At 70.5% G+C, this 26250-nt stretch carries 19 protein-coding genes and 2 pseudogenes; 10 read left to right on the top strand and 11 right to left on the bottom strand.

Features of this window, described 5'->3' with window-relative positions; genetic code table 11:
* Positions 1 to 207: 207 nt before the first annotated feature.
* The 5 genes from RM704_RS06975 to RM704_RS06955 form a co-directional block, all read right to left on the bottom strand.
* Positions 208 to 1458, bottom strand: coding sequence for an eCIS core domain-containing protein (locus RM704_RS06975; protein ID WP_052146536.1), 1251 nt, complete (start codon positions 1456 to 1458; stop codon positions 208 to 210).
* A 1388-nt stretch (positions 1459 to 2846) separates the two neighbouring features.
* Positions 2847 to 4943 (bottom strand): ATP-binding protein, encoded by a 2097-nt coding sequence (locus RM704_RS06970; protein ID WP_052146537.1) that lies wholly within the window; start codon positions 4941 to 4943, stop codon positions 2847 to 2849.
* A 102-nt stretch (positions 4944 to 5045) separates the two neighbouring features.
* A complete protein-coding gene (locus RM704_RS06965; RefSeq protein WP_033532090.1) occupies positions 5046 to 6446 on the bottom strand; it encodes an FAD-dependent oxidoreductase in 1401 nt (466 codons plus the stop codon).
* A 152-nt stretch (positions 6447 to 6598) separates the two neighbouring features.
* Entirely contained in the window at positions 6599 to 6922 is a 324-nt protein-coding gene (locus RM704_RS06960) for a hypothetical protein (RefSeq protein ID WP_033532091.1), read from the bottom strand.
* 425 nt (positions 6923 to 7347) lie between these two features.
* The gene (locus RM704_RS06955; RefSeq protein ID WP_033532092.1) at positions 7348 to 8226 is read right to left on the bottom strand and encodes an alpha/beta hydrolase; all 879 of its coding nucleotides are present in this window, start codon (positions 8224 to 8226) and stop codon (positions 7348 to 7350) included.
* A gap of 140 nt (positions 8227 to 8366) precedes the next feature.
* Here RM704_RS06955 and RM704_RS06950 point away from each other — a divergent pair, with 140 nt between their 5' ends.
* Positions 8367 to 10349: an AfsR/SARP family transcriptional regulator gene (locus tag RM704_RS06950; protein WP_033532265.1), complete on the top strand. Its 1983-nt coding sequence runs from the start codon at positions 8367 to 8369 to the stop codon at positions 10347 to 10349.
* A 274-nt stretch (positions 10350 to 10623) separates the two neighbouring features.
* Here RM704_RS06950 and RM704_RS06945 read toward each other — a convergent pair whose 3' ends face one another.
* Both RM704_RS06945 and RM704_RS06940 read right to left on the bottom strand, forming a co-directional pair.
* Positions 10624 to 11535: an alpha/beta fold hydrolase gene (locus RM704_RS06945; protein WP_063774543.1), complete on the bottom strand. Its 912-nt coding sequence runs from the start codon at positions 11533 to 11535 to the stop codon at positions 10624 to 10626.
* Between the two features lie 258 nt (positions 11536 to 11793).
* Positions 11794 to 12147, bottom strand: coding sequence for an oxidoreductase (locus RM704_RS06940; RefSeq protein ID WP_107072460.1), 354 nt, complete (start codon positions 12145 to 12147; stop codon positions 11794 to 11796).
* A 551-nt stretch (positions 12148 to 12698) separates the two neighbouring features.
* Here RM704_RS06940 and RM704_RS06935 point away from each other — a divergent pair.
* From RM704_RS06935 to RM704_RS45510, 4 genes and pseudogenes are all read left to right on the top strand, one after another.
* The gene (locus RM704_RS06935) at positions 12699 to 13166 is read left to right on the top strand and encodes a cupin domain-containing protein (protein ID WP_033532267.1); all 468 of its coding nucleotides are present in this window, start codon (positions 12699 to 12701) and stop codon (positions 13164 to 13166) included.
* Between the two features lie 207 nt (positions 13167 to 13373).
* The gene (locus RM704_RS06930; RefSeq protein WP_033532268.1) at positions 13374 to 13862 is read left to right on the top strand and encodes a MarR family winged helix-turn-helix transcriptional regulator; all 489 of its coding nucleotides are present in this window, start codon (positions 13374 to 13376) and stop codon (positions 13860 to 13862) included.
* Positions 13863 to 14443: 581 nt separating this feature from the next.
* Positions 14444 to 14817: pseudogene (locus RM704_RS06925) on the top strand (site-specific integrase); the annotation flags it as partial.
* A pseudogene (locus RM704_RS45510) lies at positions 14812 to 14958 on the top strand (helix-turn-helix domain-containing protein); the annotation flags it as partial. The pseudogenes RM704_RS06925 and RM704_RS45510, both read left to right, overlap by 6 nt.
* A gap of 64 nt (positions 14959 to 15022) precedes the next feature.
* Here the strand turns inward: RM704_RS45510 and RM704_RS06920 are convergent.
* Positions 15023 to 15160 carry a hypothetical protein gene (locus RM704_RS06920; protein WP_192829871.1) on the bottom strand — a complete coding sequence of 46 codons (138 nt, stop codon included), beginning with the start codon at positions 15158 to 15160 and terminating at the stop codon, positions 15023 to 15025.
* Between the two features lie 107 nt (positions 15161 to 15267).
* Here RM704_RS06920 and RM704_RS06915 point away from each other — a divergent pair, with 107 nt between their 5' ends.
* Positions 15268 to 16011, top strand: a complete 744-nt coding sequence (locus RM704_RS06915) for a hypothetical protein (protein ID WP_311590150.1) — start codon at positions 15268 to 15270, stop codon at positions 16009 to 16011.
* 208 nt (positions 16012 to 16219) lie between these two features.
* Here RM704_RS06915 and RM704_RS06910 read toward each other — a convergent pair whose 3' ends face one another.
* Positions 16220 to 17200, bottom strand: a complete 981-nt coding sequence (locus tag RM704_RS06910; protein WP_033532093.1) for an alpha/beta fold hydrolase — start codon at positions 17198 to 17200, stop codon at positions 16220 to 16222.
* 719 nt (positions 17201 to 17919) lie between these two features.
* Between RM704_RS06910 and RM704_RS45155 the strand changes: the two genes are divergently transcribed.
* Positions 17920 to 18426 (top strand): DUF6042 family protein, encoded by a 507-nt coding sequence (locus RM704_RS45155; protein WP_369015701.1) that lies wholly within the window; start codon positions 17920 to 17922, stop codon positions 18424 to 18426.
* On the opposite strand, the gene RM704_RS06905 is transcribed toward RM704_RS45155, so the two are convergent.
* Positions 18352 to 19275 (bottom strand): MmyB family transcriptional regulator, encoded by a 924-nt coding sequence (locus RM704_RS06905; protein WP_033532095.1) that lies wholly within the window; start codon positions 19273 to 19275, stop codon positions 18352 to 18354. The two genes, RM704_RS45155 and RM704_RS06905, sit on opposite strands and share 75 nt — an antisense overlap.
* A 171-nt stretch (positions 19276 to 19446) precedes the next feature.
* Here RM704_RS06905 and RM704_RS06900 point away from each other — a divergent pair, with 171 nt between their 5' ends.
* The 3 genes from RM704_RS06900 to RM704_RS06890 all read left to right on the top strand — a co-directional run bounded on the left by RM704_RS06900 (position 19447) and on the right by RM704_RS06890 (position 23270).
* Positions 19447 to 20487, top strand: coding sequence for an NAD(P)-dependent alcohol dehydrogenase (locus tag RM704_RS06900; RefSeq protein WP_033532096.1), 1041 nt, complete (start codon positions 19447 to 19449; stop codon positions 20485 to 20487).
* Positions 20488 to 20614: 127 nt separating this feature from the next.
* Positions 20615 to 21985 carry an aldehyde dehydrogenase family protein gene (locus RM704_RS06895; protein WP_311590144.1) on the top strand — a complete coding sequence of 457 codons (1371 nt, stop codon included), beginning with the start codon at positions 20615 to 20617 and terminating at the stop codon, positions 21983 to 21985.
* Positions 21986 to 22154: 169 nt separating this feature from the next.
* Positions 22155 to 23270, top strand: a complete 1116-nt coding sequence (locus RM704_RS06890) for an alkene reductase (protein WP_052146539.1) — start codon at positions 22155 to 22157, stop codon at positions 23268 to 23270.
* 211 nt (positions 23271 to 23481) lie between these two features.
* Here the strand turns inward: RM704_RS06890 and RM704_RS06885 are convergent, their stop codons facing one another.
* The gene (locus RM704_RS06885; protein WP_033532098.1) at positions 23482 to 26241 is read right to left on the bottom strand and encodes a fumarate reductase/succinate dehydrogenase flavoprotein subunit; all 2760 of its coding nucleotides are present in this window, start codon (positions 26239 to 26241) and stop codon (positions 23482 to 23484) included.
* Between the last annotated feature and the right edge of the window lie 9 nt (positions 26242 to 26250).

Below are 26250 nucleotides of genomic sequence, written 5' to 3'. Positions count from 1 at the left end.
TCCCGGCAAGCCCCCCGACGGGGGCCCGGGCACAGGCCCCCGGTTGCTGTCCGCGGCTCGCCGCGTCCTGATCGCCCTCCTTGCGCGCCGCTGGTACCCACCCGCACAACTCTGGCCGCTCTGCGTGGCGTTGACCATGCCCGCATCACCCACACCGTCCGGGAAGCCGGGACCGATCTCGACACCCTCGGACGCGCCATGGCTCTTCTACACCGCGTCCGCCTTCGGGTTGACGTTCTTCTCCAGGAGTTCGTTCATCTCTCCGTACGCCATCGACGCCTTGCTGTTGCTCTCGTCGTGCAAACGCATCAGGTAGCGGTACATCACGCTCACGCACTTGTCGCGGCTCTGGTATTCCGCGTTGTCGGTGAGCTGCAAGTCCTCGGTGATTTCCCTGATCTTGCCGTCGGGCGTGGTGTACAGCGGGTGCCACGTGAGGGTGACGGCTGGATTGAGCCGCTGGATCATGCGCAGTTGGGGAATCTCCTGCGCGATCAGGACACTCTCGGGATTGTAGGCACGCAGGAATACATGCACGGGACCTGTCGCGCGCTCGACGAATGCGGTGGAGAGGACGTTCCACAGCGGCGCCTGGAGCTTCCAGTTGGCGTGCAGCTCCAGTTGGTCCACGACCTTCCCGAGCCGGGTGAACTCCAACGAGGTGTGTCCCTTGCCGTGTGCGTAGACGCTCACGTCGAAGCCGCCCGACCAGAGCGCCAAGGTGGGAGTGGTGATCCTCAGATGGTCGCCCACGAGGTTGACGAGCTCCCGGTACCAGGTGTTCGAGGCCCGGACCTTACGCCGCTCCGCGGGATCGATCGAGTCGTCCGAGGACTGCCGGTTCAGCTCCTCCTGCTCCAGGACCCCGCCCAGCAGAAGCTGCCAGGCGCTCTCGGTCACATCCGCCGGGAACCCGCCCTGCTGCATCATCTTCTGGAATACGGCCCATTCGGGGTGCTCCTGCGCCTTGGCCGCGTAGTGCTCCGTGGGCGCGTCGGCCGACGGTTTGCGGCGTTGCACCGTGAGCGCGGGGCCCGCGTCGCCAGCCATCGCCCGCTGGGCCGTGTGCCCGGTGGCCGGGGTGTCCCCGGACATGACGCGCCGGGCGTTCTCCTCCGCTGCGGCCTCGTACCGGTCGGACGGGTCGGAGGCCTTCAGCCCGTTGCCACGGTCCGTACCGGAGACGGGACCCTGCCGCTGGACCACATGGGTGAGTTCGTGGGCGAGCGTATGCCTGCCGCTGCCACCCTCACCCATGACGATGTGGCTGGCGGAGGTGTGGGCGCGGGTCCCGCTCTCCTGGGCCGACTTCGTCGCGGCCGCGTTGTCCTGAATCCGTACGTCGCTGAAGTCGACGCCGCCGGACCGCGCCTCCATGTCATGCGACTGCGACTGCGGCCGGGGATCGGGCTGGCCGGGCATGCCCAGTACGTCGTGCCCGGCCAGCCGGCGCTGCACAGACTCCTGGCAGCCGTCGCCTGCCGCGTGACGCTGTACCGGGCGCTCAGAGTCGACGCTCCTCTTCGGATTTTCCCTTTCCTGCTCCTCCTGAGTCGGCTCCGTTGCGTGCCCCTGCGCTGCCAGGGCGCGAGTGACCGCCGAGTTCCCCGCTGCCCGCTGTAGAGCCAATATCGCTGCGACAGGCCCGACGCCCCCGTGGCGCGCTACTGCCAGTGAAGCGCTCCGCTGAGCAGGAAGTTGCGCGAGCGGTGGTCTGGCACCGTCCCCGCCCTTCTCGTTCCTGATTCGCTCCTGCATCCTGTGGCCTTCTGTGATGTTGCCAGCTGACCACTCAGGTCTAGTGCACAGGCCGGCAGGTCGGCAGAGGCGTCCGGGCACAGTATGGGGACGCGGGGGCAGAACACCTGCACCGTGCATACGTCGGGCCCACTGATCGCCAGCAAGGACCCCTCAGGCCAAGGCGATTACGTGGGGCCCCGTGCCGCGGGTCCCGCTCGACACAGCTCCCTGCCTCGGCTCGGGTTCGGGACGGAACCCGCCAAGTGGGGGACCGCGCAGCAAAAGGACAAGATCGTGAGACATAAGGCCCCTGGTTCCAGAAAGTCGCTGCCGGCCCACATCGTCACGGCCGACACCCTCTGCACCTCCCCTTCAAGGAGGAAGTGTCGGCCCGGCTCGAGCGGGCGTGGGAGCCGGGCCGAGGTGACGCCCGGCAGCCGGCCGGTCAGGGAGATCGCCGAGCATCGACCGGCGGCTTTGGCGCACCTCGGCGATCCGGGCGTTCGGCGCCTGCACCCGCTACCGGCTGACGGAGCGTGGGAGAGCGGCGGCCGGCCGTGTGGGCGGGCATCCGGCCGGTGGTCGACGTTGCCCTGGGCCCCGCCGACATCGTCGCCGTGGTGTTCGTGATGCGCGCGCGGCGCGTTCAAGCGTCACCACCTGCTCGCCGAAGCTCGCCGCCACCTGTCCTGCAACGTGTGCGGCCGGTCGCACCAGGCGGGCCTGGACGACCAGATCGTGCAGGCGGTCGACGACGACTGCACCCACCCCGTCGGCCGGGGCCGGATGATGACCGCCGACCTGCGCGCCCTGTACCCGCGCGACACGGAGGACCAAGCCGTGCTGTGCCCGCTGACCCGCACACGGTCCGCCTCGCAGGACGAACGGGCCCGCCCCGCCGCCGACGTGCTGAGGGCCCGAAGCCAGGCGGCGCGCCGCGAAGACCGACCGCCCTCCCGCACCCGGCCGCATACCGTCGCCCGTGCCCGCCGCCTCGAGGTCGGGTCTGCGGCCGTTCCACACAGACCGGAACGCCGACCATGCCCTGGCGCACGACCACCGCAGGCCTGTCTTCACCAACACCCTCCAGCTGAGGCCAGTTGGAGTCACCCTTGGTGGGTCGGTCGAACGCCGTCCTGGCCTGCCGGGGGCGGGTCCGGCAGCGGGGTTCCGCTCAGTTCGTGCTGCCACAACAGGTCGGCGACCCGGTCCACGGCGGACGTCAGGTGCCGGCGGTAGGTGCTGAAGGGAAGCCCGAGCCGCTCGGCGGCCGCCTCCTGGGTCGGCGCGCCCTTGACGTACGTGGTCACCAGGGCGCGATGTCGCTTGTCCCCGCCGCGTTCGCCGGTCAGGGCGGCCACGGCCCGTTCCAGAACGCCCCTGAGGCTCCCCCCGTTGTGGACCACGACGCTGCTCCGGGCGAGCGGGTTGTCGGCCAGGACGTTCGGGCGTCGCAGGGCGCGCAGCGCGTCCCTGACAGCGGTGTCGAATTCCGGACGCGACAGCACGCTCACCTCGGCAGCCCGGGGTGCCTCGCCGGCGTCCCGGCCGTCGACACCGGTGAGCATCACGTCGGTCTTCGCCGCCAGCCAGGAGATGACGGGCTGGGCGCGCCAGTCGTGCCCGAACAGCCGGTAGGGGTGGCTTCCGACGACAGGGGCGTCCGCAGTGGGCCACATGTCGAAGTGGGTGAGGTGGTCGTTCCAGAAGCCGTCGTCGCGCATGACGATGAAGTGCCAGGCCAGGTGGTCGGCACGGAATATCTCCCCCATGGCCCGCCATTGGGTCAAGGTGGTCGGCGGGGAGGGGCGCTGGTAGTGCTCGGGGTGGACGGTGAAGCGGGCCACGGCCAGGTGCTCCCCGGCGCGCAGCGGACCGTGGCCGCGCATGTGCGTCCAGGCGGCCGCCACCACCGGGTCCACGTCGCAGCCGCGCTCATCGGTGAGTCTGAGCCACGCCGAGCAGGCGATGATCCCGTCGGTGCGGGCGGACCGGTAGACGCGGAACGCCTCGGGTTGTGCGTCGAGCCAGTAGCGGGCCAGGTCGGCCGACTCGGGCCCCTCGGCCTGCCCTACGAGCTCGACCACCCGCGCCTCGTCGGCGGGCAGGCACGGCCCGTCGTAGACCTGACCGGTGTCCTGCCAGCCGTGGAAACGCGCCATGTGCCCGTCGGTGCGGTACAGGTAGAGCAACGCGCCGGTGGCCTGGAGGAGTTGCGTGGTGGGTGCGGCGCGCACCTGCTCGAACAGGTGCTGGTGCAGCTCCTTGTGGAAGGCCGCGAAGCCCTCCGGGTCACGCCAGCGCAGATCGGAGACGAGGGACTCGCGGACCACGTCGTGAGGGAAGAGGCCCAGCGTGGTCGTCTCGACGTAGGGCTGGGCGCGCAGCCAGGTGAACAACTCCGGGGCGCGCTCGCCCAGCAGAGCGCGCAGCAGGCTCTCGGAGGTGACATGGGCGTGCGCGCAGATCTCCAGGGCCTTGCGGTGCGCCTCGCTGGGCGGGTCGCCGATGAGCTGGGGCAGCAGCGTCGCGACCACGTCCGCACTGGGCGCCCAGTCCAGAACCGTGTCGGCGGAGCCGTGGCGGGAGGCGTCCACGGCGACCGCGGCAGCCAGCGCCAGGGCGAGCGGGCTGCCGCCCGTGAAACCCAGCAGGGCCTCGTGCAGAGTGTCGGGCACGCCTCTCGCCGAGAGGAAAGCCAACGCCTCGCCGGGCACGAGGTTGCGCAGGGCGACCACGTTCAGCAGCCCCGCCCACCCCGGGTCGGACACCCAGCGGGCGTCGGGCGGGATCCGGCCGGCGATCACGACGACGGCACCGATCGGCAGACGGGGCAGGAACTGCTCCCACAGCCACCCCTCCAGCCCCTGGCACTGCTCGAACGTATCGACCAACAGCACCGCCCCCGATTCCACCACCGCCTCCTCGGCCGCCGCGGCGAACGCCTCGGGAGTCGGGGCGACCGTCCGGCCGTCGACCTCGACGACCGGACGCCCCGCCCGGCGCGCCTCCTGCGCGAACCGTCGTAAGAGCGCGGACTTGCCGATCCCGCCCGGACCGTGCAGGTACTGCACCGGCGATGAGCCGGGCCGGTCGTCCAGCGCGTCCAGGAACAGAGCCTGCTCCGCATCCCGGCCGACGAAGGACCGGTCGCGTGCGGCGGTCAACCGCCCCGCGAACGAGCCGCGCTGGTCCACGCTCATGGTCACCTCACAGGAGTCGGTGCGTGTCCTGTGGAGGATACGGGGCCTCCCACCGGAGCCTCGGCCCTGGTCAGGCGGGGTGTGAACGGCCTGCGGCGCCGTTCAGGAACGGCTTGCGACGACGTCCAGCAGGCGGGTCCGGTCGGGGGCGCCGGGAGCGTAGCGCGGCTGCCCGGCGGACAGTTCGACGATCCGCTGCACGAGACCGGGCTTGATCAGGGCCTCGTCCGCGGAATCCAGCTGGGAGGCCACCAGACCGAAACCGCGGACCACATCGGCGTCGAGGCCGGCGGCGATGTCCAGTGCGATGCGCAGCGCCCAAGCCGGGTCCTCGGTACGGTACGTCTCGCCCCGGATCTCGGCGTCGATCTCGGCGAGCCGGTGCTGGTCCCAGATGTTGCCCTCCTGCCACATCGGCCAGTACCGCTCCTCCAGATCCCCGTCCAGGGCGAGGACCAGGCCCGCCGGATCATCCGTGCCCGTACGGGCCACGACATCACGCAGGAGCTGGGCCTGGCCGAGACCGGCCGTCATCCCCATACCGAACTGGGGGTTGAGAGTCATGTGCGCGTCACCGACAGCGACCAGACCCGTGACAAGCGGCTTCCCCTCGACCACCCATCGGCGGTGCGTGGTGCCCGTGCCGCCCATGACGCGGACGTCACCCACGGGGAGCCCCTCGGCCCAGTGCGCGACGTGGGGATACAGCGCGAGGACGGCGTCCCAGACGGACGGGTCGCTCAGCGGGCGCAGCGCCTGGTCGCGCCCGGAGGTCACCAGCGTGACCGACCAGTGGTCCCCGTCCCCCGGAGCGGTGATCACCGAGACGCTGTCGTGGTGCGTCAGCGGCCAGAACGGAGCCGTGGGCCGTCCACGGCCGTCAGCACGGAAGAACCGCGAGTAGTAGCGGAATCCGGTCTCCTCCCGTCGGACCCGGGGACGCACGCCGAGACCTTCCAGCAGCGCGGGCACGCCGGTGCGGCGCCCGGAGGCGTCCACCACCAGATCGGCCTCGATCCGCGTGCCGTCGTCCAGGACGGCCCCGGTGACGTGCGCACTGCCCGGTACGTGCGGCTGACCGGTCAGCAGCGCCTGCACAGGGGAACCGGCGCGCACCGTGACCCCGGGGGTGGCTGCGGCCGCACCCAGAAGCCCCGCCTCCAGCACCGGGCGCCGGGCGGCGTACGTCTCGAACTGCTCGTCGCCGGGCCTGCGCGGGCCGATGGGCCCGGAGTTCCACACCCCGCCGAGCATGTCGTGGACGCGGCCCCCCGCGTCGAGGATCCGGCGTACCGCGTCGGGGGTCTCACGCTCGAGGATGCGGGCGCCGCCCGGCATGAGGATGTGTGTCTGTTCGTACTGCTTGACGCCCTGCCGCGGCTGGTCCGCCGCGGCGCCCACCAGGTCACGGTCGAGGACCGTGACCTGGTGACCGTCCTGCGCCAGGATCATGGACGCGAAGGTGCCGACGATCCCGGCCCCGATCACCAGTATCTGTGCCACGTGAACTCCTTAGAACTCCTGCTGTCTGTGCGGGAACCCTGCGGCGGATCACTACTCACTCCACAGGTCACTTTCATGACCGATTCAGGTCTGTGGCATGAGCAGTCCCTGCCCAGCGGGCACCGGCAACAGCCGAACCGCAGCGCCGCGGGTCAGGAAGACGTACGAGAGCCATCGACCTGCGGGGCCTCGCCCGGCGATTCGGGCCCGCGCACGGAACGCCGACGCAGCCCGTGCCAGACCGGAGCCAAGAGGGTGGACAGGAGCGATCCGCAGGCGAGCTGGAACAGCCAGCGGAACCATCCGTCGGGCGCGTCCGCCACTCGGTCCAGCAGGGTGTGCGTGAACGGGTAAGCCACCAGGAAGCTGACCACCACCAACCAGAACGGGCTGGCCCAGCGTCCCCGGGAGACCGTGAGGCTCGCCAAGCCGACCACGGTGAGTGCTGCCATCACAGTGGTGATATCGATCTGCATGTCAGTCGCTTTCTGCCTGGGAAGGGACGGGTGACGGGCAGCCAGGACGGCATGCCCGGGAGGAACGGAGGGGAGCACGAGAAGAACCAGCGCCGTACCGGAAGCGCGACGGCGTAACGCCGTGCCGAGCGGAACCGGCATGCCTCAAGCCTTCCGTCTTCGAAGGGCGGGAACATCGCCTGCCGGCAGGAATCCGGCCTCTATCCCTGGGTGGAGGCGGCCGCCGGCCCGGCGCACCCAGGCATGAGGGCGGTGAACCCCCTGGCGCCCGGTCGCGCACCGCAAGGGCATCGGTGGCCGCGCGAGAGCTGCACCGAGTTCACGCGGCCACTACCGCAGTGAGGGGTTCCCGCAGCAGGTGCGCGGCGTCGAGCAGGAGAGGCGACAGGCGCGCGGGCCGACGCGTCACCGGACCCCCTTCCGGGTCAGCGCGTCAGCAATTCCCGGAACGCCTCCACGATGTCCGCCGGGGCCTCCTCGGCCATGAAGTGGCCGGAGGACACCGTGAGATGGTTCAGGTCATCGGCCCAGGCGCCCCACAGCGCGGCCGCCTCGTAGCCGAGCGCGGCTCCCCAGTCCTGCTGGAGCACGGTCAGGGGCATGGCCAGCTGACGGCCGGCGGCCCGGTCGGCCCGGTCGTGCTCCACGTCGATGCCCGCGGACGCCCGGTAGTCCGCGACGATCGACGGGATGGCGTTGCGGCAAGCCGCGAGGTAGGCGTCGCGGATGTCAGCGGGGATGGCCTCGGACCGGTTGGCCCACGCGTCGAGGAAGTGGCCGAAGAATTCGTCGGAACTGGCCTGGATCATCCTCTCCGGCAGGCCGGGCGGCTGCGCCATGAGGTAGAGGTGGAAGCCGACGGCCGCGGTGACGCCGTGGAGCGCCTCCCACATGTCGAGGGTGGGCAGGACGTCCAGGCAGGCCAGGTGGCTGACGGCCTCCGGGTGGTCCAGGCCGGCGCGGAAGGCCACCAGCGCGCCACGGTCGTGACCCGCCAGAGCGAAGCGGTCGAACCCCAGCTCCTTGGCGAGCGTGACGACGTCCTGCGCCATGGTCCGCTTGGAATAGGCGTCCGGGCCGTCCTCGGTCGGCTTGTCGCTGTCGCCGTAGCCGCGCAGGTCGGGGCAGATGACCGTGTGGTCCCGGGCCAGTTCGGGGGCGACCCCCCGCCACATCAGGTGGGTCTGCGGGAAGCCGTGGAGGAGCACCACGGGGGTGCCCGAACCGCCGACGGCGACGTTCAGGGAGACGCCGTCAGCGACACGCACGCGCTGGTAGGCGAAGCCGGGGAGGGTGGGAGACATGGCAGGACTCGTTCCGTGCGAAGAGGGAGCGGCGCCACCGGGCGGCCGCCTTGGACATCCCCACCCTCGGCGCCGTGGATGAGCAACCGATGAGCACGCTGTACGTTGGGCTCCGGATCTCGGGGGAGCGGACGACGAAGATGCACGTGGACCTGGGTGTCCTGGGCCCGGTCGCGGCCTGGGACGCGGAGGGTGAGCCCGTCCGTCTCAGAGGCCCGATGCACCGGGCGGTCCTGGCCCGACTCGTCGTCGCCCGCCGCCGCGTCGTGCCGGTCGGCCGCCTGGTCGAGGACCTGTGGGACGAGCCGCCGACCGAAGCCGTCAGCACCCTGCGCACCTTCGTGGCCGCACTGCGCCGCGCGCTGGAACCCGACCGCCCTCCGCGCGCCCGGCCCCGGCTACTGGTCACCGAGGGCCCGGGCTACGCCCTGAAAGCCGCGGACGAGCACGTGGACGCCTGGGGTTTCGAGCACGCGGTCCACACGGTCGCGGACCTGCCGCCGACCGAGACCGTACGCCGGCTCACCGAGGCGCTGGGCCGCTGGCGAGGCCCCGCCTACGCCGACGTGCCGGACGCCCCCTGGGTACGCGCCGAGCGCGCCCGGCTGACCGATCTGGAATGCCGGGCCGTCGAGATCCGCGCCGAGGCGCGACTCGCCCTGGGCGGTGCGGCCGAGGCCGTTCCGGAGCTGGACACCTACATCAGCGAGCACCCCTGGCGCGAGAACGGCTGGCACCTGCTCGCCCTGGCCCTGTACCGGTCGGGGCGCCAAGCCGAGGCGCTGTCCGTCGTGCGGCGCGCCCGCAGCACGCTGCGCGACCGGATGGGCATCGAACCCGGGCCCAGACTGCGCCGTCTGGAGACCGACCTCCTGCGGCAGGCGGATCATCTCGACCCGGGTCCGGGCGGCCCGGCCGCCCAGGTCTGGGCACAGGCCGCTGCCGACTACGAGCGTGCGGTGCCCCCTTCCGCGCCCGCCAGACTGGAATCAACCGCAGGACTGATGCGAGACCTGGCGGTGACCGGCGGCACAGGACTCGAAGCGGCCCGGCGCCACCGGGTGGCGGCCGTCGCCGCGGCCGAACAGCTCGGGGACCCGGAGATCACCGCCCGTGTCATCGGCATCTACGACGTCCCCGCCGTGTGGACCCGCTCCGACGACCCCGAACAAGCCGACTGGCTGGTGGCCGCGGCCGAGCGAACGCTGCGGGCCCTGCCGCCGGACGGCCACGACGCGGCCCGCTGCCGGCTCCTGGCCACCATCGCCGTGGAGACCCGGGGAACCCTGCCGCCCGACCGGGCGGCCACCGGGGAGCGAGCGCGCGCCTTTCAGGCGGCGGCGCAGGCCGAGCAGCTCGCCCGCCGACTGGACAGCACGCCGCTCCTCGCCTTCGCGCTCAACGGGATCTTCATGCAGAGCTTCCAGCGTGCCGGTCTCTCGGCACGCCGGGATGCCATCGGCGCCGAGCTGATCGCGGTCTCCCAGCGGGGTGACCTGGTCACCTACGAGATCCTCGGTCACCTCATCCGCCTCCAGTCCCTCTGCGCCGTGTCTGACTTCGCGGGTGCCGACCGGCACGCCCGCGCCGCCGACCGGCTCGCCGAGCAGCACGACCTCCCCCTGGTCACGGTCTTCACCACCTGGTTCCGGGCCCTGCGCACGGCCGCGACGCGGCCCCTGGCCGAGGCGGAGACGGCCTACCGACGAGCGGGTGACACCCTGGACGGTGCGGGGATGCCGGGACTCCAGCACGGACTGCTGCCGCTCGCCGAACTGAGCCTGCGCCTGCGCCACGGTCTTCCGCCGCTGTCGAACGCCGAGGACGACTGGGGACCCTACGAGACATGGGTGCGCCCCCTTCTGCTGGTCGCTGAGGGAGACACCCGGGCTGCGCGAGCCTCCCTGGAAGGCATCGCCTCACCACCCCGCGACCTGATGTTCGAAGCCATGTGGGGTCTCACCGCCAGGGCGGCCACGGCGGTCGGCGACCGAGACGTCATGACACGCGCCGCACGGCAGTTGCGGCCGGCGGCGGCGGAACTGGCCGGCGCGCAGAGCGGACTGCTCGACTTCGGCCCCGTCGCGCGGTTCCTGGACGCCATGCCTGGGGCGAACGACTGAGCCACCACTGCGCCAAGGGTCACCGCCCACACCGGTTACACCGGGTCGGCCTTTCACAGCGGCTATGACACACCGAACGTGGGAGAGGTCATGAACGACAGAACGACAGAACGACGTCAGGACGTCGTTCTCGACGCCTACGCGTGCGACTGAGGCGCTGTGAGCGTGCGTCCGCCGCCGGTCCGGAGCCCGCGAGGGGCCGGCGGGGATGACAGCACGGTGGGCCTGTCCGGCGTTGTCCGGGCAGGCACACCGGTGTTCCGGTGGCCGGCTCTCAGGACTGTGCTGACCTCGGGCGAACGCGCTGCCGGGCAAGGAAGGGGACCAGTTCGTCCAGCAGCGCCTGCGGGCGCTCCTCGGGCACGAAGTGTCCGCTGCCCTTGACCACTGCGGCCTCCACGTGCGGTGCGACAGGGCGCAGGTTGTCGGCAACCCTGATGCCTGCGTTGTACTCTCCGCCGACCGCCAGCAGCGGGACGCGGAGTTCTTCGCCGCTGTCGGCCCAGGCCCGGTTGACCCGAGCGTCTTCTGCCAGGGTCCGGTAGTGCTCGAATCCGTCACGCAGGGCATCGTGCCCGCGGTAGGAGGCGGTGGTGGCGTCGATCTCCTCGGGGGTGAAGACTCCCGGCGCGGCCGAGAGCCGGGGGAACCACCACTGGAAGAACCTGCGTTCATTGCCGCGGAGGAGGAGCTCGGGCGCCTCACGGGTCATGAACAGTCCGAAATGGAAGGAGCCGCCGGTGGCCGGGTTCATGGCTTTCTCGAGCCCGAGCCCGGGAACGGCGAGATCGATCAGCGCGAGTCGGTGCACCAGGTCCGGGTACAGCCGGGCGTAGGAGAAGGCGACCATGCCGCCGATGTCGTGGCCCACCAGGCGCACGGGCCCGGGCAGGTCCAGTGCGGCGAGCAACTGCCGCATGTCCTCCGCCTGGTCGTCCTTGGCGTAACCGCTGTCCGCCCGGGCCGAGCGGCCGGTTCCCCGCAGGTCAGGGGCGATCACCGTGTAGCCCTGGTCGGCCAGGGGCCGCATCAGGTGCCGCCAGGCCCGCCACGTCTGGGGCCAGCCGTGCAACAGCAGCACCGGCTCGCCGGCACCGCCCACGATGGTATGCAGTTCGGTGCCGTTGGCCGTGATCCGATGGCGGGCAAACCCGTCGGGCAGGTCATCGTCGTGATCGTCAGGCATGTCTACTCCTTCGGGAGGGGCCGTTCAAAGGTGTGCGCGGGCGAGAGCGCGCCGGACCGGCGGGGGCCGACAACGCCGACTCAGGCCTTCGACGCGCCTCGGCGGCCGTGGATACGAGCTGTGTGCCGAGGGGGGACGGTCCGGTGGCAGTGACGATGCGGGCCGCCAGGAGGGGTTCGCTGTCCGTCTGGTCCGATCGGTGACGGCGGGGCTGCGGCGGACACCCGTCGGCCCTCGGGTCCGTACTGCCGTGTCCGTTCAGGCTTCGCTGAGAGGTGGGAGTGGGGGAGTCGGTGTAATCGGCCGCGTCGGCACCATGGCCTTGCTCATGACGGGCAAAGCACGGCGCACCCGTGGCGAGACGGTGCGGCAGGTCGGCGGTGGCGATGAACGACTGCCCGAAGGAGGGGAAGTCCCCTGTCCGATGACGCACGGCTGGTTGCCTTCGGTGACGATGACTCCCGCGCTCGCTCGCGGGGCGTGATCCTTGGCGATCAGCGGCGTCGGGCTGGCATCGGGGCCGTAAGCACGGCTGCGGGTCGTGGGAGGCATGACGGCGCGGTTCTTCAGGGTGGAGCGGCCGATCTTGACGGGGTCGAAGGGACGAGTCATGTCGTGCATCGCTCGCTTCCCGGTGGAGATATAGTTAGCCGAACAACTAAGCGCAGGCTAGAGGGGTATCCTTAATCGCACAAGTTGGTTTGCCTAGCCCGGCGCTGCCCTCTGCGGGCCTGCTCGGCCGCACGAAGCAGGCGGTACCCGGGGGCCGCTGCGGTCAGGAGGGGGCGGGGCGCGCCTACCGCGAAGGTCTGCCTGCCGCTGACGAACCACCCTTGTGCGGACCGCGCGGCATGCGGGGTTCGCGCGCAGGGTGAGATCCCGCTTTGCCCTTCACCCCGAAGGGCGCCTGGCCGGGCTGCTCCGTCGGCCCGCATCCTCGCTCGCCACCGCCGCTTGGACGGTCGGAACGCGCCGGCCGCCCCATGTCCTGGGACGGCCGAACCGAGGCAAGACCTATCGGTGTTCAGGCATGCCCAACCTCGATGCCTTTGGCTGCAAGCAAGGTGATGCCGTACGGTGAGGTGAGTCAATTACTTGTCCGAGCAAGTAAATGTCGTGGCGCAGCGCCCTGCTCTGGGCTGACCGGAAGGAAGATGATCCACATGAGCATCCCGTACTTGGCACAAGCGGCGGAGCAGCAGACTCTCGAATGGCTCGACGGGAGCACGTTCTCCGTCCTCCTCGACAGCCAGGCCACCGAAGGCCAGTTGACCGTCGGCCGCTTCCGGGTCGAAAAGGGGGAGGCCCCTCCCTTCCACATGCACACTCGCGAGGACGAGGTCTTCATGCTTCTGTCCGGCAGCGCCCTGCTGTGGGCGGGGGGCGAGGAGATGGAAATGACCGAGGGCGGGATCGTCTACCTACCTCGCAACATCCCGCACGGATACCGCATCACCTCCGACACCGCCGACCTGCTGATGATCGCGACGCCGGGAGGGATCGAGGGCATGTTCCGTCATGCGGGGCGCGATGTGAGCACGCCGCGGCCGGAGGACTTCACGCTGGATCCCCTGAAGCTGGCTGAAGCAGCCGACCTCTACGGCCAGGTCGTCATCGGGCCGCCCCGCTGAACGGCGAGCCGCCGCCCCCACGTGGAAGGCCGCTCGGGCGCCGCAGCCAAGAGCGCGTCATGACGGGAAGGGGGGCGGCCAGAGCGCGGGCAACCCCAAGCGGAACCCGAGAGCGACTTACTTGATCGGACATATTCCGCTGTAAGGTGCAAGCGGCTGAGTGCGGGTGCGGGGCACGCCCTCAGCGCGAGGAAAGGTTGTGTGTTCATGGCCGAAGTGTCCAGCGAGCGGATCACCCAACCAGCTTCGGCTGTGAGCGGTCCCGTCAGCCACGCGATCTTCCGCGTCGCACGGATCCACCGCATGCTGGCCGGCTCCCTGTTGCGCGACGTGGGACTGTATCCCGGTCAGGAGTTGGTCATGATGCACCTGTGGGAGACGGGGGCGCAGCGCCAGACAGAGCTGGCCAAGGTGCTCGACTCCGACGCCGCCACGATGACCCGCACCGTCCAACGTCTGGAAAAGGCCGGCTTCGTGCGGCGCGGCCCCGACCCGACCGACAAGCGAGCGTGCCTCATCGAGCCCACGGTCGCCAGCCAGGTGCTGCGCCGACAGGTGGAGGACGTCTGGAACCGGCTGGAGCAGTTGACGGTTGCCGACGCGCCCGCTGACAGACAGCGCGAACTCCTCGACCAACTGCTCGCGGTGGAGAACAACCTGCTGGCCGCGGTGGAGAAGCTTCGGCCGAAAGACTGAAGCGCTTCGGCACAGGACACCGCCAGCGTCCGGGCGCAATGCGCGTCCCGCCCATCGCAGCCCGGCCAGCGGCGGCACCCTGCGACGTCGTCCCGTGATGCGCCGGCCCGGTGGCAGGATCAGCACATCGACGAGGGCGTTCACCGGACTCAGCGGACCCTGCGGCTGTTCTGGGACGCGGGCATCGTCAAGATCTTCCGCGCCGACCTGACGAGGACCTAATCCGACCCGCAGGTCACTGAGGTCGCCGGACTACGTCTGGACGGCGAAGCGGACACGGCGCCAGGCCCGGGTGGGATGTAGAAGTTCTCACGACCGGAGCGTCTCACCGGTCCGACAGCCCGTGCCGACGCCGGATGACGAGTGGCCGGCAGCGGAGGAGGGGCAAGTCCGTGAGCGGCTCACCCCCAACCGCCAGAGAAGTACCGCGTCATGCTCATGACGCCCGCCGCCGGGCCACCGAGGCCGAGTCCTCGTGTGTGCGCATCCAGCGGAACTCGATCCGCCAGCCGTCCGCCGCCCAGTGTGACTGCGGCGCATAGGAGCGGTCACCGATGTCGCGGTTCGAGGAGGTGTCAGCAAGCCGCCGCGGCGCGGTGCTGTCCTGGACGGGCTGGTGTGCGGAGCGCGAGCGCGCTGGGGGCGAGGATCCGGCCTGGGCGAAGCGGCGGCCGCCGCCGGACTCGGACACCCCGGTGCGCTCGAAGTTGGCCGTTGACCTGCTGATAGCCAGCCGAGACGTCCACCTGCGGGAGAAGACTCTGTGGAAGATGCTCTGCGAGACCGTGAGCCCGTTCGGGTGGGACGCGCCGGTAGCGCCCGCCCGACTGCTGACTGGCCGGCTGCTCAACGGTGTGTCCGGGCCCGTGTTCGTTACCTCACCGCCGTCCGGCCCGGCGAGGTGCTCCCGCGCAACGTCTGCCCGGACACCGGGCCCGCGCTGATCTGCAACGGCTGGTCCTTCCAGGTCCCGGCCCGACGGGTGATCGAGAGGGACTACGAGGCGGTGGCCGGGTGGGTCAAGGAGGTGTGGCCGTGCGCCGAAGGCTCGCGGCGACGCGTGGAGTATGGCTCGCCTTCGAGGACAAAGCCGGCTTAAAGGCGGCTCAGGCTGCCTGTTCGCCACCTGCAGTCTTGTGCAGGGCGGATAGCGGATACGGTCAGTGACGGCCGCGGAGCTTGCCCAGCAGACTCTTGGCCTGGCGCCGACGACGGGGGTCGGCAGCGGCCCGCCGCGCCTGCTCGGCCGCACGACGCCCCTGCGGGCTCCGTGCGAACTGCTTGATACGTTCCATCATGCGTGGCATGCGGCTCCATCCCTCGGTACTGGCCAGTGCTTCTCTTGTCTCGGCTACCCCTTTTGGGACGACTCAGCCCTGCCGGTCGCCGGGAATACCCCGGATGCGTGTTCTCGGCCTATGAGCCGACCTGCGTGATGAACTTCGCCAAGACGTCGGCAGCTGTCGCGCACGCGTTCTCCGGAACGTTCTCCTCGGCATCGAAGTACCGTCTGCTGGCCAAGGACGAGTACTGGGTGGGGAAGACATTGAACGAAGGCATCACATGGCTGGCCGACGCCTGGCGTGGAGACGCTCCCATCCTGTTCGTCACCTTCGCACGCGGCATCAGCCCACGCGATCTCGTGGTCCGGCTTGGTGCCCGGCCCGGAGAAGTGCTCGACCCGATCACCTTCGCTGAAGCCGAGCGGCTGACGTTCAACGACCGCGAATCAGCCCGGGTAGCCCGCTTTGGCGAATGCGCGGGCTGGTCGTATGCGGTGGAGCAGGGCTGGCCCTCCAAGGCTTGGTGGGCTCACCCCGACGTCTCCGCCGACGGGGTTGAGGTCTTGCACCTGACCCCGAAGCCGGACGACCCGCCCAGGGAATGCTGGTACTACCGCGACGGACAAACGGTCGGTCGCTTCGACATCGGCGACACCCCGGACGGGGGCTTGGCGTTCCTGCTCCCGGCGTTCGCAGAAGCCGGACTCCTCAATGATGACGGGAGCGAGGAGTTCGACTCGTTGCGCGCGACCCTGACCGCCTTGCAGCAGCACTTCGGGCTGTCGCTGCCGCTCCAGGAAATCCTGAACGGCCGGCTGCCCGCAGCGGTGACAGCGGCCGTGCCGCCAGAAAACCTGGGGGACTGACGAGCAGGCTATGGGCAAACGGGCACACGAGCGGGGCATCGCCGCTGTGCCGCGCCGGCTGGAGGAGGAGGTCGCGGAGAGCCGGTGCTCCTCGGGCCGCAGGGTCCCGTACCGTCTCGCTTCGAAGATCTGACTACCGGTGATCACTGCACAGAAGCTGAGCCAGACCCCATCTTCCGACGGCACCGGAGGGCCCTGTGCGAGTGCATCAACAAGGCAGCGCGGCCAGCCAGTTGGTGAGAATCTGGTTGACCTCGGCGGGGCGTTCCTGCTGAATCCAGTGGCCGCAGCCGTCGAGGATGTGGGAGGAGACCAGACCTGGAAGTGTGTCCGGGTAGGCGCGGATCGCGTCGGCCAGCCAGGTCGTGGAGGCGTCCAGACCGCCGCCGACGAACAGCGAGGGCTGGGTGATGGGGGCGCCGTCGAAGGCGGCGAGGTCCTCCCAGTCGCGGTCCATGTTCCGGTAGCGGTTCAGCGGGCCGGCCATACCTGTGCGCTCGAACTCGGCGGCATAGAAGTCGAGATCCTGCTCACTGAGCCAGCCGGGCAGCCGGCCGGCGGGAAACCGGTCGCGCAGGGTCCCACCCCTGCTGACGAAGTGCGGGTCCGGAGCGTCGGCCGCGGGCATGGTGTCGGCGGATAGTGCCGCGTAGAAGCCTGCAAGCCAGCCGCGCACATCGGGTTCGATCTCGGCTTCGGCACGGCCGGGCTCCTGGAAGTACGAGACGTAGAACTCCTCGTCTGTGCCCATCTGGGCGAAGACGCTCGTGGGGCGGGGTCCACCACGCGGGGTGTAGGGAACGCTCAGCAATCCCACCGAGCAGAAGACCTCCGGCCTGAGCAGGGCGGAGTATGCGGCGACGGTGGCGCCCCAGTCGTGGCCGACGACTACTGCCGACTCCTCACCCAGAGCGCGCACCACCGCGACGTTGTCCTCCACCAGGTCGAGCATCCGGTACGCATCCGTCGCTGCCGGCTTGGAGGAGCGGCCGTAACCGCGTACGTCGATGGCGACCGCCCGGTACCCCGCCGCCGCCAGGACCGGCACCTGGTGGCGCCAGGAGTACCAGGACTCCGGGAAGCCGTGGATGAGCAGCACCAGGGGCCCGGTTCCCTGCTCGACGAGGTGAATCCGACCTCCCGGCGAAACAACCGACCGGTGCGTGATCTCCGAGCTGTGCTGTGCCATACCTCTCCTCCAGGACCGGCTTGGGCTGCGCCAGGACCGGCTGCCATCGGCCGTCCCCGTTGGTTCTGCGCTGATCATGTGCAAGACACTGTCGAAGAGACGAGTACATTTGCCGATTCGGCAAGTCTGGTCCGCGGTGGTGGCGCCGACGCGGCCGGTCGTTCACTCCTCGGAGCCGCGGCGGCGGGGCTGCCTTCCGTTCTCGTGGACATCGCAGCCGTCCGAAACCGGCTGTGAGCAGCTCCTCGACCGCGAAACGCGGTCCGTGTGCACTGGGTCAAGATTCGCCGCGCCGAGGTGGGTCGGGACTGGAAAGAGCACGGGAGGTGGCGCGCCCCCGATGCTGATCGACCGACGCCTCCTGGAACCGTCGGACAGCGGGCTGCAGGTCGTGGAGGGCAGGGCACGCACGTCGGTGTCCTGCGCCTGAGAACCCGGCTGCGCCCGGTCCGCGCCGGGACATGGCGACGCGCAGTGACCGGTTGGGCTTCGGGTTGGGACCACGTCCTGCCCGTCAGGGCTCCCACTGACGATGCTGATCGGCACCGCGAGCCAGCCCGGCTGCACGGGTTCCCTGGACGAACTCCTGCGGGAGATCTTCGACGACACTGGGACGTGGTCGGCGGCAGTCTCGACGGCGCGCTCACGTTCTCGTGGCCTGACGAGGAGTGGGACTGCGAGGAGGCACCGGAAGGACGCGAAGCGTGTGAGGCGAACCGCTGGGAGAAGTTCGGCGCCATGCTCACGGCTGTCGGCTGTCGGCTGTCGGCTGTCGGCTGTCGGCTGTCGGCTTCCCGGTGCCCGCGCCAGTGCGGGACCTGTCCGAGCTCCGCCTGACCTGGAGTCCGGCGCGCCGCGAGGAACACCGAGCGGCACCCGTTGGTCGATGCCCCGTAGCGCCGCGTTTCGGTGACCTGCTGTCTCTGGACGCCGAACTCACCAGGCGGCTCGACCGGATCCGCTGGACCCTGCGCACCGGCCCGCTCGTCGATGGGCTGATCAAGCACCTGGTCGACGACCTGGGTGAGCCGCAGGAGGTCCTCACCTCCCTCGACCGTCTGGCGGTCGCCACCGGCCGCGACGTCGACGATGTGCGCCTCACCCTCGTGGAGCTCGCGGAGCTCGTGGAGTCCGGCGACGCCCCGGGTACATCAAGCCGTGCGTGCCGGCGGCATCCCGGCTCCCGACCTTGTCGCGTCGGCGCCCCAGCTGGCCAGCAGTCGTAGTGCCTCCGCGGACGGGGATCCCGGTTCGGCGTGGTAGGTCACCAGCATCGGTTCGTGGGCGTCGGCCTGGTGAAACGACTCGACGCGGAGGTCGAGTTCGCCGACGAGCGGGTGGTGCAGGCGCTGGACGCTGTGGCACTTCTCCTTGACGTCGTGGGTGGCCCACAGTCGCCTGAACTCCGCGCTCTTCACGGAGAGTTCGCCCACCAGCGCGGACAGCCGGGGGTCGTCCGGATGGGAGCCGGCGTCCATACGCAGCTGAGAGACGACGTCGTTCGCTTTGTGCTCCCAGTCCACGAACAGGTCGCGGTACTCGGGCTTCAGGAACACCAGCCGTGCCCAGTTCCGCTCCTGCGTGGGCAGCTCGGCCCAGTCGCCGAACACCGCCGCGGCCATCCGGTTCCAGGCAAGGATGTCCGAGCGCCGCCCCACGAGAATCGCCGGGACGCCGTCCATGGTGTCCAGCAGCGTCCGCAGGTGGCCCCGCACCTGCTGGGTGCGGCCGGCCGGCTTCTTCTGGTGCTGTCTCGGCTTCGCCAGGTGTGTGAGGTGGGCGTGCTCGGCGTCGCTCAGCCTGAGCGCGCGGGCGATGGCGTCGAGGACCTCCGCGGACACGTGCCGCCCGTTGCCCTGTTCCAGCCGCGTGTAGTACGCCACGGACACTCCGGCCAGCTGCGCCAGCTCCTCGCGGCGCAGCCCCGGAACCCGCCGGTACCGGCCGAAGCTGCGCAGCCCCACGTCCTCCGGCTTCAGCCGGGCCCGCCGGGTGCGCAGGAACTCGCTGAGCTCGGCACGCGGGTCCACAGCGCCGACGGCGGGCTCGTACACCGGTTCGGGGTATTCGTCCATGCCTTGAGTATCCCCGGTCGGAGGCACACCAGCCTGACCCAGCCAGTGGTAGGCATCGCGGGCATACGCAAATCCGTGGCCTGGGTGGATGCCGGCCCGGCCGGGACGCTGGCCACTGTGCCCGGCCGGAAGGCGGCCGGACAGGGAACCTCAGCTAGGAGAACCATCGGCATGACCACTGTCGCTGCGTACGCTGCCCCCGCCGCCAAGGCTCCCTTGGAGCGCAGCACCATCGAACGTCGGGCGGTGCGCGAGTTCGACGTACTGATCGACATCAAGTTCGCCGGCATCTGCCACTCGGACATCCACCTGGTCCGCGAGGGCTGGGGCGAGGCGATCTTCCCGATGGTCCCGGGCCACGAGATCGCGGGTGTCGTCTCCGAGGTCGGCCCCGGCGTGACCAAGTACAAGGTCGGCGACCGTGTGGGTGTCGGCTGCATGGTCGACTCGTGCCGCGAGTGCGAGAACTGCGAGGCCGGCCAGGAACAGCACTGTGTACGGGGGGCTGTTCAGACGTACAACGGCATCGGTCGTGACGGCGAGGTCACCTACGGCGGCTACGCCACGCACGTCGTCGTCGACGAGAACTTCGTGGTCCGTATCCCCGACGGGCTGTCCCTGGACGTCGCCGCGCCGCTGCTGTGCGCGGGCATCACCACGTACGCGCCGCTCAAGCAGTGGGGCGCGGGCCCGGGCAGGAAGGTCGCCGTGGTCGGTCTGGGCGGTCTCGGTCACGTGGGCGTCAAGATCGCGCACGCGCTCGGCGCGGAGGTCACGGTCCTCTCCCAGTCGCTGCGCAAGAAGGACGACGGCCTGAAGCTGGGCGCCGACCACTACTACGCGACCAGTGATCCGAAGACGTTCGAGGAACTCGCGGGCGCCTTCGACCTGATCGTCTCCACGGTGTCGGCGCCACTGGACCTGGGCGCCTACCTCAGCCTGCTCCGGACGGGCGGCGCCCTGGTGAACGTGGGCGTCCCGGAAGAGCCCATCACCTTCCACCCGTTCTCCCTCATCGTCGGCAACAAGATCCTCGCCGGATCGATGATCGGCGGCATTCCCGAGACGCAGGAGATGCTCGACTTCTGCGCCGCGCACGGCATCGGCGCGGAGATCGAGCTGATCACCGCATCCGAGATCAACGAGGCGTACGAGCGGGTCACCGCCAGCGATGTGCGCTACCGGTTCGTGATCGACACGGCGACCATCTGAGACCGGTCGAGCGAGTGAGGGCCCCAGCGGACGAGGCGGATTCCAGGGGCCGTTGAAGCACAAGCCGTCATCCGTCACCCACCACATCACCGGTACCACCGCAGGCCGACGCCTTGGACGGCGTGGCGTGCATCAAGAACGGAGTAACCCCATGACCACAACACAGGCGACCGAGTCGAGGACGCCCCGGAGCGAGACGGCGGCGGAGGTGGTCGGCCGCCTTCGTGCGACGTTCAACACCGGTGTCACCCGCGGGCTGGACTGGCGCGTCGACCAGCTGCAGCGGCTGCGGGCACTGCTGGTCGAGAACGAGCAGGAGCTGCTCGAGGCGCTCTGGGCGGATCTGAGGAAGAACGCGGCCGAGGCGAAGACGCAGGAGATCGACTTCACCGTCGCCGACATCGACGAGACGCTGGCGAACCTCGAGAGCTGGCTTCAGCCCCGCCCGGTGGAGGTTCCCGCCCACTTCGGTCCCACGACCACGGCCTACACCACGTACGACCCGCTCGGGGTCGTCCTGGTGATCGCTCCCTGGAACTTCCCGCTGCACCTTCTCATCGACCCCGTCATCGGCGCACTGGCCGCAGGGAACACCGTGGTGGCCAAGCCGAGCGAGATCTCGGTGCACACCTCGGCGGTCGCTTCACGCCTCCTGCGACAGTACTTCGACGCCGACGTGCTCACCGTCGTCGAAGGGGGCGCCGAGGAGACCACGGCTCTCCTGGCACAGCGTTTCGACCACATCTTCTACACCGGCAATGGCGCCGTCGGCCGGATCGTCATGGCCGCGGCCGCCAAGAACCTCACCCCCGTCACGCTCGAACTCGGAGGCAAGTCACCGGTCTTCGTGGCGCCCGACGCCGACGTGGACGAGACCGCGAAGCGACTGGTCGGCGCCAAGTTCGGCAACGCGGGGCAGCAGTGCATTGCTCCGGACTACGTGCTGGCCGATCCTGCCACCGCCGCCGCACTGGTCCCCGCCCTGCGCGCGGCGGTCGACGCCCAGTTCGGCTCCAGCCCGCAGACCTCGTCCGGCTTCGGCCGGATCATCAACGAGCGGCACTTCGACCGGCTCACGCGTCTGCTGGATTCCGGCCGGGCGGCGGTGGGAGGCGAGCACGACCGCGACGACCTGTTCATCGCACCGACCGTGCTCACCGACGTCGACCCCGCATCGCCGGTCATGCAGGAGGAGATCTTCGGCCCGATCCTCGCCGTCGTCGAAGTCGAAGACCTCGATGCCGCCATCGCCTTCATCAACGAACGCGACAAGCCCCTCGCCCTCTACGCCTTCACCGAGTCCGAAGCCGTCAAGTCCCGCCTGCTGAACGAGACGTCCTCCGGCGGCGTCGCGTGGGGCCAGCCGGTGATGCAACTGCTCATGACCGGCCTGCCTTTCGGTGGCGTCGGCGAAAGCGGCATGGGCCGGTACCACGGCCGGTACTCCCTCGAGACGTTCAGCCACCTCAAGGGTGTCGCGGACGTCCCGCTCAGCTAGCGTCCCGCTTTCTGCCGACGCCGACGCCGACGCCGACGCCGACGGCATGCGGCTCTCACCGCGTTCGCCGCCGACACCACCCACACCCCGATCCACCGGGACAGCGTGGTCCCCCTGCGTCGCAGACCTTCATCCCGTTCTCCTCCGTATTGCAGAAAGAGAGCAACCCATGCCTGTCGACACTTCAGAAGTTTCGCCCGCCCCGTCACTTTTCTCCCCCGTCTCTCTCGGGAAGATCGAGCTCGCCAACCGCATCGTCATGGCACCGATGACCCGGGTCCGGGCCGGTTCCTCCGGCATCCCCGGGGACCTGATGGTCGAGTACTACCGGCAGCGGGCGAGCGTCGGGCTGATCATCGCCGAGGGCACCTACCCCGACCACGCGTCGCAGGGGTACGTCGGTGAGCCGGGCATCGCCACCGACGAGCAGGCGGCCGGCTGGCAGCGGGTGTTCGAGGCGGTGCACGCCGAGGGCGGCCGCATCGTCCTGCAGCTCATGCACGCCGGCCGCCAGGCCCACCCCGACATCAACGGCGGCCGCCGCGTCCTCGCCCCCAGCGCGATCGCCCGCAGCGGCGAGACGTTCACCGAGAAGGGCGAGCAGCCCTACCCCGTACCGGAAGCGATGACCACCGCGGAGATCCGTGCAGCCCTTCAGGACTTCGTCGCCGCGGCCCGCCGGGCCGTCGAGGCGGGAGCGGACGGCGTGGAGATCCACGGCGCCAACGGCTACCTGCTCCACCAGTTCCTCTCCCCGGCGGCCAACCAGCGAACCGACGAATACGGCGGCTCGCCGCACAACCGCGCCCGCTTCGTCGTCGAGGTCGCAACAGCGGTCGCCCAGGCCGTCGGTGCCGAGCGGGTCGGGCTGCGGATCTCGCCGGAGGTCGCCTTCGGGGACGTCTTCGAGACCGACCGGGACGACGTCCTGGCCACCTACGGCACCCTTCTCGACCAGCTGCGCCCGCTGGGCCTGGCCTATCTCTCCGTACTGCACGCCGAGCCGGGCGGCGACCTGGTACAGGAGCTGCGGCGGCGCTTCGACGGCAAGCTGATCGTCAACAACGGCCCCCTCGGCGGAGGGCAGACCACCCGCGAGCGGGCGCTCCAGCAGATCGAGGCCGGCCACGCCGACGCCGTGGCCGTGGGCCGGGCCCTCATCGCCAACCCCGACCTGGTCGAGCGCTGGCAGGGCGGCCACCCGGAGAACGAGCCGCGGCCGGAGCTGTTCTACGGGCCGGGCGCCGAGGGCTACACCGACTACCCCTTCCTCGAAACGGCCTGAGGCCCACGGTCACGCCTGTCCATGCGGCACTCACTCATCCATGGACAGGCGCCCGACCGGCGAACGGCCGGCCTCCCGCCGGGAGTCACAACTACGCCTGTTCGACCTGACCAGCCCCCCCCCGCGCCCGGGGTGACCAGGACTGTACGTCCTGCGGGACGCGGGACGGCTCCTGGCCTCACGGTAGGACCGGTGTCACGGTAGGACACGGTCACAGCGCCCGCGCCGCATAGGCCCTGACGTCCGCGTCCGAGTCCGTCGTCGCGGCGGCCAGGGCCGCTCGGGCGTCCTCGCTGGCACGGTGGCGGGTCAGGGCCAGGACGGCGGCCTTGCGGACGTCGGCGTTGGCGTCGGCGAGGGCCTTGGTGAGTGCGGGGACGGCGACGTCGGGATCCGTGGCCGACAGGGCGGTGGCGGCGCCGGCGCGCACCTGCCAGGCCGGGTCGGCCAGGGCCGCCTCGGCGCGGGCGGCCAGGGCGGCCGGGCAGCCGGCCGTGCCGAGCGCCTCGTAGGCGGCCCCACGCACCAGGGCGTCGGGATCGTCCACGAGTTCCCCGAGGGCGGAGTGCGCGACGGCCGAGCCCCGGCCCGCCGTGGCCAGTGCCTTGGCGATGGTGACGCGGACCTCGCGTGACGGATCGACGGCCGCCGCACGCGCCAGCTCTCCGGCGGCGTCGACCGACACGAGCGCGCGCACGGCCGCGATGCGGACGGCGATGTCGGAGTCCGACAACAAGCCCGCGAACAGTTCCACGTCACCCAGGCGCAAGGCGCGCAGGACATCCAGCGCGGTGGCACGGACAACCGGGTCGGCCTGGGACAGGGCGGCGGCGAGGCCGTCGCGCAGAGCCGGTTCCGAGGCCAGCGTCTCGACGAGTTCGCGCAGAGAGGCGGCTGCGGCGGCACGGACACCGGCGTCGGTGTCGGTGAGCGCGGCGGCCAGCGCCGGTCCGGTTCCGGTCGGGACGGTCTCCGTCAGAACCGTGACGGCCGTACGACGCACCGTGGGCTCCGGGTCGGTCAAGTAGGGGGTCAGGGCGGACAGTTCGGGCTCGCCCTCCGTGAGGGCGAGCAGGCCGAGCAGGCGCGGTGTGACCGGCGTGTCCGCGTCTGCGTGGGCAGCGGGTGTGCCGGTCGCGGCGGGTTCCTGCCGCAAGGCCACCGGCGCCGCTTCCCGAGCCCCCGCGGTCGCCACCTGTTCCGGGTGGACCTCGCCGAGGTGACGGGAGGGGCCGCCGACGGGGGTGAAACCGTCGACCGGCACCAGGAACGGGGCCACGGGGCGGGCGGTGAACTCCATCGCGCCCGTGGGGGACTTGCGCAGATCGAGGTGGTGGAACCAGGACGCGTCGTCGCGCTCGGGATGGTCGAGGCGGTCGTGGTAGAGGCCCCAGCGGGACTCCGTGCGGGCCAGCGAGGCGCGCGCGGCCATCTCCGCGCAGTCACGGATGAAGGTGACCTCGGCGCAGCGCATCAGTTCGTGCGGGGTACGGGCGCTCATCGCGGCGATGTCGTCCCGCATCCGCTCGAACGCCTCCAGGGCCAGGGAGAGCCGGGCGCCGGACTTCGGCGGGGCCACGTAGTCGTTGACGAAGCGGCGCAGCTTGTACTCGACCTGCGGCTGCGGCGGGCCGTCGGGGTTGCGCAGCGGGCGGTAGATCAGTTGGTGCGCCTCGCGGAGCTGGTCGAGGGGCAACTCCCCTTCGAATGGCGTGTACTGGGCCGCGTCCGCGCCCGCCAGGTCCCCGAAGACGAACGCGCCGATCATGTAGTTGTGCGGCACGCAGGCCAGGTCCCCGGCGGCGTAGAGTCGGGGAACGGTCGTACGAGCATGGGCGTCGACCCGTACGCCCGAGGCCGAGTGGCCACCGCACAGACCGATCTCCGAGATGTGCATCTCCACGTCATGGGTGCGGTAGTCGTGGCCACGGCCCGCGTGGAAGGTGCCGCGCGTCGGGCGCTCCGTCGAGTGCAGGATCGACTCCAGCGCCGAGACCGACTCCTCCGGGAGGTGGCTCAGCTTCAGGTATACGGGGCCCCGGTCGCTCGCCACCTCCGCCGCGAACTCGGCCATCATCTGCCCCGACCAGTAGTCGGAGTCGACGAAGCGTTCGCCGTGCCGGTTGACCTGGTAGCCGCCGAAGGGGTTGGCGACGTAGGCGCAGGCCGGGCCGTTGTAGTCCTTGATGAGCGGGTTGATCTGGAAGCACTCGATGCCGGTGAGCTCGGCGCCCGCGTGGTAGGCCATGGCGTAGCCGTCGCCCGCGTTGGTGGGGTTCTCGTAGGTGCCGTAGAGGTAGCCGGAGGCGGGCAGGCCGAGGCGGCCGCAGGCGCCGGTCGCCAGGATCACCGCGCCCGCGCGGACGGTGACGAACGCGCCGGTACGGGTGTGGAGGCCGACCGCTCCCACAGCGCGCCCCTCGGCGGTCAGCACGCGCACCGGCATCACCCGGTTCTCGATGCGGATCCGCTCGCGCATCTCGCGTCGCCGCAGTTGCCGGTACAGGACCTTCTTGACGTCCTTGCCCTCCGGCATCGGCAGCACGTAGGAGCCGGAGCGGTGGACCTGGCGTACCGCGTACTCGTTGTGCTCGTCCTTCTCGAACTTCACCCCGTACGACTCCAGGCGCTGCACCATGGCGAAGCCGCGGGTGGCGGTCTGGCGGACGGTGGACTGGTCGACGATGCCGTCGTTGGCGCGGGTGATCTCGGCGACGTAGTCGTCGGGCTCGGCGCGGCCGGGGATGACCGCGTTGTTGACGCCGTCCATGCCCATGGCGAGTGCGCCGGAGTGGCGGACGTGGGCCTTCTCCAGGAGCAGGACGTCCGCGCCGTGTTCGGCGGCGGTCAGGGCCGCCATGGTGCCGGCGGTGCCGCCGCCGATGACGAGGACGTCGCAGGTCAGTTCCTCGGCGTCACTGAGGGCGGGGATGCGGAGGGTGTCCGAGGGGGTGTGCGCGGGGGTGGTCACCGGGGGGCC

It is taken from the genome of Streptomyces gottesmaniae, from assembly GCF_031845845.1.
GTDB classification, from domain to species: Bacteria; Actinomycetota; Actinomycetes; order Streptomycetales; family Streptomycetaceae; genus Streptomyces; species Streptomyces akebiae.
The sequence above is the reverse complement of the archived record's forward strand: the minus strand, read 5'-3'. Positions and strand labels throughout refer to the sequence as shown.